This window comes from Pseudomonas sp. PSB11, assembly GCF_014596605.1.
Lineage (GTDB): Bacteria > Pseudomonadota > Gammaproteobacteria > Pseudomonadales > Pseudomonadaceae > Aquipseudomonas > Aquipseudomonas umsongensis.
Genome location: NZ_NOIO01000008.1, coordinates 143,125 through 158,423, shown reverse-complemented (window position 1 = coordinate 158,423; position 15,299 = coordinate 143,125). Strand labels below are relative to the sequence as shown.

Sequence of the window (15,299 nt, the reverse complement as noted above, 5' to 3'; positions counted from 1 at the left end):
GAGCCGGTGGCCCCGACGAAGCCTGCCAAAGCCGCGAAAACCCCAAAGTAGGCAGCCCCCGTAAGAGCTGCCACAGGCTGCGATCTTTTGATCTTTTTATCGATACAGCACTTTCTCCGCCAACTCGTCTGCCACTCGAGCCGGAGAGCGTTTTTCCGCTTGGGCGTGTGCGAAGACTTCGGTGAGCCGCGAGCTGATTTTCGACAGGTGCGCGGTGATGGTCCCCAAGTCTTCACCACGATGCTTGAGCGAAACATAGATCAATCCGCCGGCATTGATCACGTAGTCGGGCGCATACAGGATGCCCCGCCTTTCCAGCTGATCGGCGACGTCCAGATGGGTCAGTTGATTGTTCGCCGAACCGGCCACTGCCGAGCAGCGTAGTTGCGTCACGCTGTGGCTGTTCAGCACCCCGCCCAGACCGCACGGCGCGAGAATGTCGCAAGGTGTGCTTAGCAATGCGTCGTTGGCAATCGGGTGCGCGCCGAGTTGCTCCATCGCCAGTTGTACCTTGCCGTGGTCGATGTCGCTGACCAGCAGCTCGGCGCCAGCGGCGTGCAACTGCTCTGCCAGGGAAAAACCGACGTTGCCCAGACCCTGGATGGCTACGCGCAAGCCTTCAAGGTTATCGCTGCCCAACCGTGCCATCGCAGTGGCGCGTATACCGGCAAACACACCCATCGCCGCATGCGGCGCGGGGTCGCCCGCCGATGTGGTGCTGGTGACGTGTTGCGTCTGCTGGGCGATGCAATCCATGTCCGCCACTGAGGTACCGCTGTCGATGGCGGTGATGTAGCGCCCGTCGAGCTGATTGATACAGCGCCCGAAGGCTTCGAACAGCGCAGCGCGATCGGCCACGTGAACGGGGCGAATGATCACCGCCACGCCGCCGCCCTGGGCCAGGCCGGCCAAGGCCGCCTTGTAGCTCATGCCTTGGGCAAGGCGCACCGCATCCTCGACTGCAGACTCGTCGCTGGGATAGGCAAGATAACGGCAACCGCCCAGAGCAGGCCCCAAACGGCTGTTATGAATGGCAATCACCGCCTTCAACCCGGTGGCCGGGTCGACGCTCAGATGCAGCGATTCAAGGCGAGTGCTTTGCATGAGAGCGAACATCGTAAGGCTCCCGAATCACTTCTTGTAGTCGCCAGTATAGGCTTGCGCACAAAAATTGCAGAAGCGCACCGGCATAAGCAAAGGTGCCATGCTAGCTTTAGGAAATAACCGAAACGGCTCCCTGTGCGGTACTGGACGAATGGCAAAGACCGGTCTAAAACGAGGCATAGCCCGGAGATTTTCATGACGCCGCGCCAATCGTTTTTCGCCTGCCTGCAACGATCACCGCCTGCGCTGTTCGAGGCGGCGCTGTGGATTGCCGTCGAACATGACAATCAGGTGAACCCCGAAACAGTGTTGGCGCACTTCAAGGAACTGCAACTGCGCGTCAGTGGCAGCTTGCCAATGCTGCCAGTGAGCGAGTTGGCGCAACCGCTGCTCAGGCGCATGGTCGAGTTGGGGTTCGCCCAGGATGACTTCGCCCCCTTGCGCCCGCAAGTGGCATTGCTCGATAAGGTCCTGGAGCGTCGCCGCGGGCAGCCATTAGCCTTGGCGATGATAGCCCTCGAACTGGCCAGAGGCCTGGAGATTCCGTTGGTCGGCGTCAATTTCCCGGGGCATTTCCTGCTGCGGGTGCCAGGTGCCGACCATCTGCTCGACCCCTGCGGCGGCCGGCGCCTTTATCCCAACGATTGCCGGGAGCTGCTGCATCGCCAGTATGGCCCGAACATGCAACTTAACGCTGAGCACCTGGTCACGGCCACACCCGCGCAAATGCTTCAACGCCTGTCACGCAATCTGCGCCAGCTGCATCTCTCCCATGACAATTACATTGGCGCCTTGATCGACGCCGAACGCGTGCTGGAACTGGGCAACGCCAACGCTTCCGACTATCTGGCCAGGGCCAGCCTGTACCAACGGCTGGACTGCCCGAATGCCGAGCGCTTCGACCTGGAACATGCACTGCTGCTCAGCGACGATCCGATCCAGCGGATTCGCCTGACCGAGCGACTTGGGCATTTGCCGCCTAATTCCATCGTCCACTGAACCCTGGTGTATCTATCGCACCGCGTCATCGTTTTTCGCGGGCAAGCCTCGCTCCTAAGGGCAACCAGGCGCTGCGGTGTGTCGCGGGCGAGTCCATCCAATTACGGGTATATGCGACACATCAAGGCGTGTCGGGCTGGTTCGCCGGATGTGCCTTGATGAACGCCGGATGGTTGGCCACCAATGCCGCTACCCGGCGGATTCGCGGATAAGCCTCAAGGGAAATGTTGAAGCGCTCGGCGGCATACAACTGTGGAATCAAGTACACATCCGCCAACCCGGGCTGGGAGCCAAAGCAGTAACCCTCATCACCAATCAGTTGCTCCACGTTCGCCAGCCCCTGGCTGATCCAGTGCGCAATCCACTCAACAACCTGCGGTTCATCAAAGCCCAACTGACGCAGCCGATTGAGTACGCTGACATTGTGCAGCGGATGCACATCACAGCCGATCAGCGCTGCCACGCCGCGCTCATGGGCGCGGGCAACGAGATCCTTCGACAATAGCGGTACCTGTGGATAACGCTCTTCCAGGTACTCGATGATCGCCGGCGACTGAATCAGCAGCTCGCCTTCGTCGGTGCGCAAGGCCGGCACGCGGCCTTGCGGATTGATGGCCAGGTACGCTGGCTGGCGATGCTCCCCACCCGGTGGCGCAATCAGGTTGATTGGCAGCGCCTGGTAATCCAGGCCCTTGAGCGCCAACGCGATGCGCACCCGATAGGACGAAGTGGAGCGGTAGTAGGTATAGAGTTCCATGAACCGATCCCCTTAGCGCGCTGGCAGCACTTTGCCGCGACATTCGCCGAAACCGATGGACGCAAACCCTTCGCGGCTGCAGCGGCCACGCAGGATGATTTCGTCGCCGTCCTCGAGGAATTTACGCACTTCGCCCGAGGCCAGTTCGATCGGCGTCTTACCGCCTTCGGTGATCTCCAGCAGACTGCCGAACTGACCGCTTTGAGGACCGGACAAGGTGCCTGAACCGAACAGATCACCGGCCTGCAACTGGCAGCCATTGACGCTGTGATGCGCCACCATTTGCGCCACGGTCCAGTACATGTGTTTCGAGTTGCTCAGGGTCAGGCGATGGGCCGGCAGGTTCTGCTCGCGCATGGCTTCGGTGAGCAGCAGGACTTCCAGTTCGATGTCGAATGCGCCGGCGGCTTGATCGCGTTTATCGAACAGGTACGGCAGCGGTTGTGGATCGCCTTCCGGACGTGCCGGCTGTGCGAGGCGGAACGGTTCCAGCGCTTCGGCCGTCACGACCCACGGAGAAATACTGGTGATGAAACTCTTCGACAGGAATGGCCCCAACGGCTGGTATTCCCAAGCCTGGATGTCACGTGCCGACCAGTCATTGAGCAGGCAGAAACCGGCGATGTGGTCAGCGGCGTCACCAATGGCGATGGAGTCGCCCATGTCGTTGCCTGGGCCGATCCAGATCCCCAACTCCAACTCATAATCCAGGCGTGCACAGGGGCCGAACGACGGCTCGGCCTGGCCGGCCGGCAGGGTCTGGCCTTTAGGTCGGCGCACGTCGGTGCCCGACGGGCGAATGGTCGAGGCGCGACCGTGATAGCCGATTGGTACGTACTTGTAGTTGGGCAGCAACGGATTGTCCGGACGGAACAGTTTGCCAACGTTCTGTGCGTGCTCGATGCCGACATAGAAGTCGGTGTAATCGTTGATTTTCGCGGGCAGATGCATCTGGCAATCGGCAGCCAGTGGCAGCAGTTTGGCGCCCTGGGCCTCGATCTTGCCGCGCAGGGAGCTCCCCTCCTTGAGCATTTCGATCAAACGTTCACGCAGGGCCACGCGCGCTTCACGGCCTAGCTCGAAGAGCGCATTCAGTTGACCGCCACGGGTGGCTTCGACCGCGGCTTTTGCAGCGCCATCGAACAGATCGGCATCGAGTGCCGCCTGCAGATCGAAGATATGCTCGCCGATGGCCACGCCACTGCGCGGCGCCGAACCTTTCACGCTGAACACGCCCAGCGGCAGGTTTTGCAGCGGGAAATCCGCGTGGCCGTTGGCCGAAGCAACCCAGCTGCGAGTCAGGGAAGTTTGCGTCATGGGTTATCTCCGGGTCGGGTCGAAAGTGGCTGGGAAAGTAGCCCAGCAGGCATCGTAGTTGTCTTGCAGTTGCGGGCATTCAAGGGCGAACTTACTCGGGCGCAGCACTTGGCTGGTCTCGAACATGAAGGCCATGGTGTTGTCGATTTTCGAAGGTTTCAGGTCGACGTTGATCGCTTTGGTGCAGGTCTCACCATCTGGCCCATGAGCGCTCATGCAGCTGTGCAGAGAAGCGCCGCCGGGCACGAAACCTTCGGCCTTGGCGTCGTATTCGCCCTGGATCAGGCCCATGAATTCGTTCATCAGGTTGCGGTGGAACCACGGTGGCCGGAAGGTTTTCTCAGCGACCATCCAGCGTGGCGGAAAGATCACGAAATCGAGGTTGGCCAAGCCGTGGACGCTGGTCGGCGAGGTCAGCACCGTGAAGATCGAAGGGTCCGGGTGGTCGAAGCTGACCGAGCCGATGGTGTTGAAACGGCGCAGGTCATATTTATAAGGCACGTTGTTACCGTGCCAGGCGACCACGTTCAACGGTGAGTGGTCGAGCTCGCAACCCCACAACTGGCCAAGGAACTTCTGCACCAGTGTCGTGGGCTGTTGAAGGTTTTCGTAGCAAGCCACCGGCGTCAGGAAGTCACGCGGATTCGCCAGGCCGTTGCTGCCGATCGGCCCCAGGTCCGGCAGGCGCAACGGCGCACCGTGATTCTCGGCGATGTAACCGCGCGCTTGCGGGTCGAGTAGTTCGATGCGCCATTTCAACCCGCGAGGTAATACCGCAATTTCCAGCGGCTCCACTTCCAGCACGCCCAGTTCGGTGGCGATGCGCAGACGGCCCTGTTGCGGCACCAGCAGCATTTCGCCGTCGGCATTGAAGAACACGCGCTCCATGGAGCGGTTGGCGCGGTACTGGTAGATGCTGATCCCCGACGGTTTTTCCGCGCCAGAGTTGGCCGCCATGCTCACCAGGCCGTCGATGAAATCGGTTGGCTCGGCGGGAATGTCCAACGCGTTCCAGCGCAGGCGATTGGGTGTCACTTCACCCAATGGGCCGCCGGCCAGTTGTCGATCGAGTTTGACGAATGCCGGGTGGTTGGCCGAAGGCTGGATGCGGTACATCCACGTACGCCGCGCTTCACTGCGAGCCATGGTGAATGCGGTACCGGAGAACAGCTCGGTGTAGAGGCCGTAAGGCGCTTTTTGCGGGGAGTTCTGACCGACAGGCAATGCGCCGGGCAATGCCTCACTGCAAAATTCGTTGCCAAAGCCTGACTGATAGGCCAGTGCTGGCGTCGTTGAATCGGAGTTCATGGAGCCTCCTGAACAGGGCGTCGACAGTGGCCGGTCGCTCTGTTGCAGAGTTCGTGGCACGTCGGGGTTATTTTTATCGTAATTCAATTACGCTTAACGTAATTTGATTGGGATTGACCGTCAAGCTATAAAGACGCCCATTCGTCCCGGGATCTCAACGCCTCCATGGAAAAGCCAGACAGCAACGGTAAACAGAAAGTCCGCTCGGCCGAGGTGGGTACTGACATCCTCAAGGCCCTGGCCGAGTTGTCGCCCTCCACTTCGCTCTCGCGCCTGGCCGAGCACGTGCAAATGCCGGCGAGCAAGGTTCACCGCTACTTGCAGGCGCTGATCGCCAGCGGTTTTGCCGAACAGAATGCGGCGACCAATCACTACGGGCTGGGCCGCGAAGCCCTGCGCGTCGGATTGGCGGCCCTCAACAGTATGGACGTGCTGAAAGTCGCCGCCCTGCCGTTGGCCGAGTTGCGCGACGACTTGAACGAAACCTGCTTCGTGGCGGTGTGGGGCAACCAGGGCGCGACCGTGGTGCATATCGAACCGGCGGTGCGTGCCGTAACGGTGGTGACGCAGTTGGGATCGGTGTTGCCGTTGCTCAGCTCCTCCACGGGCCTGGTGTTTGGCGCGTACCTGCCCAAGCGTGAAACCGTGGAATTGCGTGAGCAGGAACTGCTGTCAGCCGGCCCTCACACCCTCAGCGACGATCACGTCTATGAAACGCTATGTGGGCAGATCCGCGAGCGCGGCCTGCATCATGTGCACGGTTTGCTGATGCCGGGCGTCGACGCCTTGTCGGCGCCGGTGTTCAACGCGGTCGGCCACGTGGCGGCAGTCATTACCATTGTCGGCCCGACATCGTTGTTCCATGCCGACGAAAACGGCCCGGCGGCCCAGCGCTTGCTGGCAGCGACACGCGCCGTGAGCTGGCGGATGGGGTATGAACCGACCACTGCCGTCGGCTAGGGGCATCCCGATCTTTTGCTCGCCAGCAGCCGGCTCGGTGTACCTCCCGCTACGGGCTTCAATCCACAATGCCCAATGCTTTCGCCTTGGCCACGGCTTGCGTCCTGCGCTCCACATTCAACTTGCCGTTGATCCGTCGCGCGTGGGTCTTGACCGTATGCAGGGAAATGAACAGCAGATCGGCAATCTGTTGATTGGAGTTGCCATGTGCCACTAATCGCAGCACCTGTATTTCACGCTGGCTCAGCGGGTTATCGGCGGCTGCCGACACCTGGTGTTCATCGCGCGATTCGGTCAGGCCAATGGCTTGCGGCAGCTGTGGCTGACGCAACTGCAAATCGCGCAGGGCCTGTTGCAGGTTGCACCGTTCAACCAATGCCAGTCCTTGCGCCAGTGATTGCCGGGCAACATCCGGTTCGCCTTTGAGCCAGGCGACTTCTGCCAGTGCCAGTTGCAATTGCGCTTGCAGGGACAGCATGCCCCGCTGCCTGGCCCGTTGCAGCTGGGCTTCAAGCTGCTCCAGAGGGGTCTGCGCCTGCCCCAGGTAAACCTCGGCCAGGACACGCAGATACTCCAGGCCATCAATCAGTTCCAGGGTTGCCGGTGGAGCCTGGCGTGCGCAGGGGCCTTGATAATGGCGCAGCACCCGTATCAGGGCCTCATGAGCCAGTGGCGCGCGCCCTTGTTGCAGCCAGAACTGGATACTGGTGTGCAGCAAGACACTGCGATACACCGTTTCGGGAATCCGCCGTTGCTGCATCATCCGCTCGGCGTCACGCAGCAGGTCGAAAGCCTGAGCGTAATCCAGGCGATTGGCCGCCAGTTGCGCCAGCCCCAGAAAACCATACAGCGCTCGTTTGTCCTGGCTGCGCAGGCAGATCTGCAGGCCGCTCTCGAAGTATGTGGCAGCCTGTTGCGCCCGGCCCAGGCTCAAGTTCAATCGGCCACGACGCAGGGCGATCCGTCCCAACAAGGGTTCGGCGTTCGCACGCTGCTGGCAAAGCAGGCTGTGCATGTTGGCGAGCAGGTCATCAGCCCTGCAGGCCGCGCCCCGCTGCTCGAGCAATTGGGCGTGATCGAGCTCCAGCAACCCTTCGAATACCAGTGAACCTTGCGCCCGGGCCAGGCACAACGCTTCGCGATTAAGCGCCTGTGCGACGTCGAGTTCGCCCCGCAGCAAGGCCTGTTGCGTCAAGCCGGACAGGCATATCAGCCGGACCGGCCAACATTCGAGGTCAAGCTCGCCAAGCGCCTGGTGAAAGTGTGCCTGTGATGCGTCCATGCGCCCTTGCAAATGCAACAACCAGCCTTGTTGAGCCTGCCAACGCGCGATCAATTGCCGTTGAAGGGATGCCGACGGCTGGGGCGTGAATCGGGACAGTTGCTCGATGCACTCGGCCGCCTGCTCGAAGCGACCGGCAAACAACAAGGCAGCGGTGATCAGCCCGACCAGTTGCGGCGAGCCGAACATCAGTTCCTCGCCTTGTTGCTCGTGCAGGCGCAGCAGCAGGACCACGGTCTGCTCTTCGAACAGTTGCTCGAAACTGAAATGCTGCAACAGGCTGACCGCAACCTCGAATTCTTGCGCCAGCAACGCCTGTTCGAACGCGGCCTTCCAGTCCTGTTCGGCGACGAACCACTGACAGGCACGACGATGCCAGAAGCGCCCGGCCGGCCAGGGTTCATCGCGCATCAACCGGCTCAGGGGAGCGAAAATCTGCAACCAGTCCGTCGAGTCTTGCCAGGGTTCGATGAAACAGCCCAGCTCCTGCAACGCACTCAGGTATTGCGCGCCTTCGCCGGCGCCGAACAGGTGATCGCTGAGCCGGGCATTGAACCGCGGCAACAGCGCCAGCACCCGCCAGGCCTCGGCGAGCTCGGGTGTCAGGCTGGCGAAGAGCTCATGCTCCAGGTAGTCGTGCAGGGTATCCGGTCGACCGTTGAGGGCGTCTTGACGTGTCCAGTCGCATTTTTGCAGCAACGCAATCCGCACCCCGGCGCACCAGCCGCCACTGCGCCGGAAAATCCTCTCGGCACCTTTTGCGGCCTGGGCCGGCTCCAGGTGATGCAACAGTTTTTCGATTTCACCTTGATCGAACGCCAGCGCAGATCGCTCGCCATCGTACAGTTCATCACCCAGCAGCAGCCGTGGCCAATTGCATTGCGGACGCCGCCGACCGCTCAGCCACCAGGTCACCATCGGACTGCTGCCGGCCAGCAGCCGGTCGAGCAGCAGGTCCAGCTGCGGGTGAGGTACCCGGCAATAATCATCGATAAACAGCCAGGTCGCTTTCTCTAAACGAGCCAGGTGCTCCAGCAATCCGGACTCATCCGTCGCTGCCAGTCCCAGCGCCTGGGCCAGGCGCCGGCAAAAACCACCCACACTGATCGCTTCACCCGCCAATGGCAGCCAGGCGACCTGACACGCTGCCGGCGCGTTCAGCATGCACTCGACGAGCAGCGCACTCTTGCCACTGCCGGCCGGAGCACAGAGCAATTTCACCCGCGCCGTCGAGGCCAGCAAGGGTTCGACCAGACGCCCGCGATACAAGTGATGAGCAGACAATCGAGGCAAAAGTCCAGGACGGTCCGGGCACGTCGTCATGGCAGTCATAGTGGTGAGCCTTTGTTATTGTTGTGGCGCCACCCTAGCCCTCTGTTGAGCGCTTGTTGAAGAAGTATTCAACACACTTATCGAACCCTATAAAAAAGGTGACCGCGAGGTCACCTTTTTGTGTAACTGCTGTAGGAAACTTACCTCACGCCTGTACTCCGTAATGCCGCAGGTGTGTAGTCCCCAGCCTTGGCAGCTATGTTGAATTCGAAGCTGCGTTTCTCCTCATTCTTCATCCCCAAGGCGATGTAGCGACCGGCAATCAGGTCGTACAGCGCTTCGACGGTATAGGCCGGGACCTGATGATCGTAGTAGAACTGCGCGTGTCCTTCGGCCACCCGCCAGAGCTGGCCACGACCGTCGTAATGATCAGCCAGGGCCACCTGCCAGGTGTCTTCGTCGATGTACATGTGACGCTTGGCATACACATGCCGCTCATTGGGCTTGACCGTGGCAACGACCTCCCAGACCCGATGCAACTCATAACGGGTCAGGTCCTGGTTGATGTGCCCGGCCTTGATCACATCCGTGTACTTGAGGTCGGGCGAGTCAAGTTTGTAGCTGTTGTAGGGTATGTACATCTCTTTCTTGCCGATCAGTTTCCAGTCATAACGATCCGGCGCGCCGGAAAACATGTCGAAGTTGTCGGTGGTGCGCAAACCGTCGGAAGAGGTGCCCACACCGTCGTAGGCCACTTGCGGCGCCCGTCGAACACGGCGCTGGCCGGCGTTATAGATCCAGGCCTTGCGCGGTTCCTGAACCTGGTCGAGGGTTTCGTGAACCAGCAGCACGTTGCCCGCCAGACGGGCCGGCGCGGTCACTTCCTGCTTGAAATAGTTGAGGACGTTTTCATCGCTGCCCGGCTTGAGGTCACCCAGCAGCGATGGCACCGCCACTTCGTCCTTGAAGCGGATGACGGTGAAATCACCGTTGGACTGGGGCGTGGCCTGGGTAATGGTGCGACGCAGGTTACCGCCGTGATAACGGGTGATGTGGTTCCAGATCACTTCGACGCCGTTCTTCGGAATCGGAAAGGCGTAGTAGCGATTTCCGGTGAAATTGGCCAGGCCATTGCCGTCATTGGTCGGTGTCACATTCAGGGCGCTGCGCTTGGCCGCTTCATACACTTGCGGTGGCAGCGCTGCCGTGCGATGGCTCGGATAGACCGGGATCCGGTAGGTCTCGGGGTAGCGCTTGAACATGGCGACCTGGCCATCGGACAGCTTGTCCTTGTACTGCTCGACCGTCGCCGCAGTGATGATGAACAACGGTTTTTCATTGGCGAACGGATCGGCCAGGAAGCCTTTGCTGTCCACCGCACCGGCATTTTTTGGAATGCCGCCGGTCCAGGGTGGAATCGAGCCAGCGGCATTACCGGCCTTCTCCGCGCCCAGCGGTGTCAGGCTGGTCCCGAGTTTGTTCGCTTCCTCAGCCGATACTGCCGCCATCACGTTGACGGCCAGCAGACTCAGGGCCAGGGCAGTGCCCAATTGCAGAATCATCTTGCGCATCGAATTCATCCTCTTTCAGCCAGGTCAGAAGTTCACGCCAAAGCTCAACGCCACGAAATCGCGGTCTTCGAGCACGTTGTAGTCACCCCCGAAGAAGTCGGTGTAACTGAGGCTTGCGGTATAGGTGTTGCGGTAGTCCGCATCGACGCCGAGGCTGACGGCCTTGGCACCTTCGTTGAACAGCCCGTTGGGGCCGTACCCGGCGACGTCGTGGGACCACGACAGGTTGGGCCGGAAATTGATCCCGGCGATCACGTTGTTGTAATCGAGGATGGCGCGGGCGCGATAACCCCATGACGTCGAGGTCACGAAACCATCGGTATCGCCGCCGAAACCGTACTGCCCGTACACCGAGTCCCGGCCATAGCGCAACTTGCGGCGCGACTCCAGGCCACCAACGTGCACCACCGCGGCTTCACCCACCAGGGTCAGGCGATCCGCGCCTGCGACCTGATCGACAAAGTGCGTCAGGGTGCTCTGGACCTGGGTCACTTCCTTGCGACGGTAGCCTTTGTTGTCGGCACCAGGCGAGGTCGCAATCGGCGATGCGGCGCCACCGGCGATCGGGTTGAGCATCGCCAGGGTCAGGTCGTTGGTATTGACCTGCACCGGCGCGTTGGGGCGATAGCTGATCTCGCCGGTCCAGGCCGTGCCGGTGGGCAAGGTGGTGGAGAAGCTTGCGCCATACAGGCGAATGTCTTCCGGGTACTCGAGGTAATACTGGCCGCGACCGAGCATCACGCTTTGCGCCAGGCCCGAACCGCTACCGGGAGCGATACGGTTGGCGGTCGCGACGATGCCCGGGATGCTCGCCAGCGTGGACAGGCCGGCCGTGGTGGTACCGACGTTGGGCGTGCGGCTGTGATAGTTCATGAAATACAGACCGTACTCGGTGTCGTCCCCCAGCCAGCGCAACGCCGTGCCCCACTGCCCGGAATCCCGGGCATCGCGGTCCTGGCCTCGAGGAACGACAACCCCTTCGCGGGTCACCTCGAAGCCCTGGCCAAAGGCGGCGGCAATCGGCTGCAAGGGCGCGATAGCCGGGCTGGCCACGGTGTAGCCCTTGTTGCAACCATCGGCCACCACGTCGACGCCGAAGAAGGTGCCGCAGTTGTCGACGACGGTCTGGTCCCATTCCAGTTGATAGAAGCCTTCCACCGTCAACTTGTCGGTCAGGCCCTGGGAGGCGAACAGCATGTTGACCGGAATCAGCCCCTCCTTGATCTCGGCACCGGGACGGCGGAAAGCGGACACGTCGACCGGGTTGATGCTGTTGATCGAGTTGCCGATGAAGGTGCTTTCACCCCAACTGACCACCTGCTTACCGGCGCGCACCGTGCCCGGCAAGTCGGCGATGGAGTAGTTGTGATAGACGAAGGCATCGAGGATTTGCCCACCGGACGATTTGGAACCTTCCTTACGATTGTGATCGCTGATCGGCTTGAACGGCCGGTCTTCGTCCTTCAATTCGAAGTCGTACCAGTACTTGCCCCGGACGAACACACCGGTGTCGCCGTACTTGAGCTCGAGGTCGTGAATGCCCTTGAAGATCTTCGAGAAGGTTTCACCCTTCTTGAAATTCTGTCGCCCGTCGTCACCGGTCGACGCCTGCCCGCTGCCACCGTTGACGATACCGACCAGCGCATCATCGGCATCGCGCATGCCCCAGCTCGCACCGACCGACAGCGAAGAGTCGAACGTGCCCTCGATTTCGCCAATGTTGAATGACAGAGCCTGCGCCTGGGCACAGCAGCCCAAGGCCACCGCAGCGGCCAGCGCCTGCGGAGTGAAGATGGCGCGCATTGTTGTTTTTGTCATGCGTCTTCCCCGGTGAGTGACAGAAGGCCACACCCTACTGCCGCACGCCGGGAGCGATAAGCGCACCAAGGAGGTATTCGTGGTGTCGCTCGAAAGGATGACTGGCTGCATGGCACGGGGGATCAGGCGGGGGCATAGATGCACTGGATGTGGCAGCATTACTTGGAAATATGGTCTAGGCTGCTGGCAGGCAGGACTGTTGCGCCAGCGGTAACGGTGCATCTCCCTGATCGCTATTTTTCCCTTGCCGGCAAAGACTTATTCTTGCCCTGCGCTTTGGGGACAACAGCCGCAAAGCGCGAAGCAACGGAAGGTGTTCCCCTCCCGCCGTTCGCGACAGACTTCAGATGATTTGAACGTATCGAGTCATCACCCCGTGTACTTCGACGTTGATTTGTAGCTCCTGGATCCAACGTCTTCTTTGGCCGCTGCGTTTGCAGCGGCCTTTTTTTTGGGCGAAGGGTTTGTGGTGGCAGTCAATTTAAACTCAGTGTTTGACATGGATCCTACAAGACACTTCCTGCAACTGCATAAGAAATATCTTTTAAGGCGCGTGAATTTCCTGTCTTCGCATCTAATACCGCGAAATTCCCTTCAACTTTATATGTAACAGCTCACAACCGCCTCAGACCCGTCCCAAACATTCCTGACGTAGCATTATTCGGCAGCATCGATTAATCACGCACAAGGAAGATTAACCAATGTCAGAGAAACAAGGCCCACCGTTGCCCCTGCCGCCAATTGATATCCGAGGAGAAGATGGCACAGTTCATTTAGAAACAACTTATGTAGGAGCACAACCGAAACCAGGGAAAAATCCCCAAGGTGGTGGTTTTCGCATTCCACCAACACGAGCTGGAGGAATGGGCTCTGGCATTACAAACACAGAAGGACTAAGGCGCGAAACTCGGGACAATATTAAAGCTACGGAAAACGCCGTTAAAGCTGCCTATACGGTTAATTCCGCAAATTCAGGAGTAGCAATCGAGGCTGACCTGGCGAACCTGAGAGCCCAATTCCCGGCCGCCGTATCGACAACCGCACAGGCATACCAGCACGAACTGAACATCAGAAACATTTTAACTCAGCAGAAGACGACTGAACTGCACACGCAGACGTCACTCGCCGACTCCTTTTACGGGCTCAACCCACTCAATGCCACCATTGGTGACTACCTTGCCAGAGCTCAAGCTTTGGATGGGGCAGTAACGCCCTATGGTCCTGCCTATTCAAAATGGGTTGCGTCTTTTAAAGCTGGCTACTCCGCAAAGCTGCTGACAGAGCACATTCAACTTTTGAATAGTCAGCAGGTACACGTACAGAATCTACTTGCCGGTGCGCAATCTGAAGAACGTCGGGTTGCCGCGGAACAGGAAGCACAACGTGTCGCGGCTGAACAGGCACGCATCAGGGCAGAAGCTGAGGCACTCGCCCATGCGCAAGAGCAGGCCCGATTAGCGGCACTGGCAGAAGCCGAGCGAGTAGCCGCCGAGCAAGCGCGGATTGCCGCTGAAGCTGCCGCACGCTACATCGCGGCTGAACAGGCTCGTCTGGAAGCCGAGGCCGAGGTTCAACGGCAAGCCGAGCAGTTACGGCTCGAAAATCAACGGAAAGCGGAGGAGCAAGCGCTCCGAGATGCAATGGCGGCTCTTGACGCCGCAAAGGGCAGTCGTCCGTTTCGAGTATCGGGCGCGGCGGCGGCAAGCGGTCCGGTATTCACCGTTGCGTCTCGGATTTAACGACCTACGACGCCGATGCACTGCATGCCATCGCCCAGGCCAATGGAGACATCGAACTGCCGGTCACGATCGGCTCCCGGACTGTGGATAACACCACAGAGTTTTCCATCGCAGCCACCAATGGCACCTCGGTGTCGCGCAAAGTACCGGTGCGTTTCGCGACCTACGATCCTAGTCTGAATGTTTACAGAACCGAGAGCCCGACCGCCCAGTCGCCCGGCATGACATGGACGCCAATTGTCAGCCCGGGCAATGCATCAACGGCCCTTCCTGCGGCACAACCGGACGTTGCCCCCTATACCGGTGCAACCGCAACCGCCCTCGAGGGAAGGATCGATCCAAACCCGCAGCTGGATCTTTACAGTTTTGGAGGCTTTATCTACGTATTCCCGGTCGAATCGGGGATTCCGCCTCAGTATGTGGTTTTCCACAGCCCATATGAGGGTGCAATAGCCGAAGGTGAGCACAGTGGCCGCGATTTCAACCCTGAGCAATCAGGTGGACCAATTTTAGATATGAAATGGAACGATGCAATCGTTTCACAAGAAGGATCCAATATCGTGAAACGGCATACATCAAAATTTATTCAATCCGATGCCAATAAAGTGATGATTGACCGTCTGGATCGAATTCTCCGTGGGGAGCTAGAGATGACCGATACCGATAAACGCTTCTATACTCACGAGATCAGGGAATTTGAAAGATTTAAGGCTTTGGGATATGGAGACACCGAAATGCCGGATCCCGATTCCCCGGCATGGAACAATGTTCACACTGCAACCTTGGAAGACTTCAAGCTGAAAGATGATCCTTCTCTACTCTACACGCCAGAAGCACTAGCAGCTGCTGCGGAACAGGATGAGCGTGACTATCAACGTTTTTTGAAGGAAATCTTGAAATGAGCAATATTGAGCAGTTAGTTAAAGGTGAGTCCCTGGACGATATCGTTACCGTTTTCGCCTTGAGCAAGGCTCCACCTTACTTAGACATGATGATCAGTCGCTACAAGCCCGAAACAATCAGACACGGGGAACTTCAACTGACCTACACGCGACTGTTCGAAAAGGGTGTATTAGAAAAAGGAGAAATGGGATTGGCGAAAAAAGGCCCTAACTGGAAAGCTCCTAAATTCGTGACAGAAAACAAATACGGCTGATAGCAAAAATGCCCCA

At 59.5% G+C, this 15,299-nt stretch carries 12 protein-coding genes; 5 read left to right on the top strand and 7 right to left on the bottom strand.

Translation table 11 applies throughout. The annotated features are described in order from the left end of the window. Positions 1 to 96: 96 nt before the first annotated feature. Positions 97 to 1,116, bottom strand: coding sequence for a Glu/Leu/Phe/Val dehydrogenase family protein (locus CGA21_RS12660; protein ID WP_110746885.1), 1,020 nt, complete (start codon positions 1,114 to 1,116; stop codon positions 97 to 99). Between the two features lie 183 nt (positions 1,117 to 1,299). Between CGA21_RS12660 and CGA21_RS12655 the strand changes: the two genes are divergently transcribed. Continuing rightward, positions 1,300 to 2,103, top strand: a complete 804-nt coding sequence (locus CGA21_RS12655) for a SirB1 family protein (RefSeq protein WP_188264287.1) — start codon at positions 1,300 to 1,302, stop codon at positions 2,101 to 2,103. A 121-nt stretch (positions 2,104 to 2,224) separates the two neighbouring features. Here the strand turns inward: CGA21_RS12655 and maiA are convergent, their stop codons facing one another. The 3 genes from maiA to hmgA are packed head-to-tail and all read right to left on the bottom strand — an operon-like array spanning position 2,225 to position 5,485. Continuing rightward, positions 2,225 to 2,860, bottom strand: coding sequence for a maleylacetoacetate isomerase (maiA, locus tag CGA21_RS12650; protein ID WP_188264286.1), 636 nt, complete (start codon positions 2,858 to 2,860; stop codon positions 2,225 to 2,227). A 12-nt stretch (positions 2,861 to 2,872) separates the two neighbouring features. After that, the gene (gene fahA / locus CGA21_RS12645; protein WP_188264285.1) at positions 2,873 to 4,177 is read right to left on the bottom strand and encodes a fumarylacetoacetase; all 1,305 of its coding nucleotides are present in this window, start codon (positions 4,175 to 4,177) and stop codon (positions 2,873 to 2,875) included. 3 nt (positions 4,178 to 4,180) lie between these two features. Continuing rightward, the gene (hmgA, locus tag CGA21_RS12640) at positions 4,181 to 5,485 is read right to left on the bottom strand and encodes a homogentisate 1,2-dioxygenase (RefSeq protein WP_188264284.1); all 1,305 of its coding nucleotides are present in this window, start codon (positions 5,483 to 5,485) and stop codon (positions 4,181 to 4,183) included. Between the two features lie 165 nt (positions 5,486 to 5,650). Between hmgA and CGA21_RS12635 the strand changes: the two genes are divergently transcribed. Beyond that, the gene (locus CGA21_RS12635; RefSeq protein ID WP_110746875.1) at positions 5,651 to 6,445 is read left to right on the top strand and encodes an IclR family transcriptional regulator; all 795 of its coding nucleotides are present in this window, start codon (positions 5,651 to 5,653) and stop codon (positions 6,443 to 6,445) included. Between the two features lie 58 nt (positions 6,446 to 6,503). On the opposite strand, the gene CGA21_RS12630 is transcribed toward CGA21_RS12635, so the two are convergent. The 3 genes from CGA21_RS12630 to CGA21_RS12620 form a co-directional block, all read right to left on the bottom strand. Beyond that, complete coding sequence (locus CGA21_RS12630) at positions 6,504 to 9,059, bottom strand: LuxR C-terminal-related transcriptional regulator (RefSeq protein WP_110746873.1); 2,556 nt, start codon at positions 9,057 to 9,059, stop codon at positions 6,504 to 6,506. Between the two features lie 140 nt (positions 9,060 to 9,199). Then, on the bottom strand, positions 9,200 to 10,570 hold the full coding sequence (locus CGA21_RS12625; RefSeq protein ID WP_110746872.1) for a DUF1329 domain-containing protein: 1,371 nt from the start codon (positions 10,568 to 10,570) through the stop codon (positions 9,200 to 9,202). 24 nt (positions 10,571 to 10,594) lie between these two features. Then, positions 10,595 to 12,388 carry a DUF1302 domain-containing protein gene (locus CGA21_RS12620; protein WP_110746870.1) on the bottom strand — a complete coding sequence of 598 codons (1,794 nt, stop codon included), beginning with the start codon at positions 12,386 to 12,388 and terminating at the stop codon, positions 10,595 to 10,597. A gap of 701 nt (positions 12,389 to 13,089) precedes the next feature. On the opposite strand from CGA21_RS12620, the gene CGA21_RS12615 reads away from it, so the two are divergent. Genes CGA21_RS12615 through CGA21_RS12610 form a run of 3 tightly spaced genes read left to right on the top strand, consistent with a single transcriptional unit; the run spans position 13,090 to position 15,283 of the window. Beyond that, entirely contained in the window at positions 13,090 to 14,127 is a 1,038-nt protein-coding gene (locus CGA21_RS12615) for a cell envelope integrity protein TolA (protein WP_223194110.1), read from the top strand. Next, on the top strand, positions 14,073 to 15,029 hold the full coding sequence (locus CGA21_RS29945) for an S-type pyocin domain-containing protein (RefSeq protein ID WP_317451689.1): 957 nt from the start codon (positions 14,073 to 14,075) through the stop codon (positions 15,027 to 15,029). Before CGA21_RS12615 ends, CGA21_RS29945 begins: the two co-directional genes overlap by 55 nt. Next, complete coding sequence (locus CGA21_RS12610) at positions 15,026 to 15,283, top strand: immunity protein (RefSeq protein ID WP_110746868.1); 258 nt, start codon at positions 15,026 to 15,028, stop codon at positions 15,281 to 15,283. Before CGA21_RS29945 ends, CGA21_RS12610 begins: the two co-directional genes overlap by 4 nt. The last annotated feature ends 16 nt before the right edge of the window (positions 15,284 to 15,299 follow it).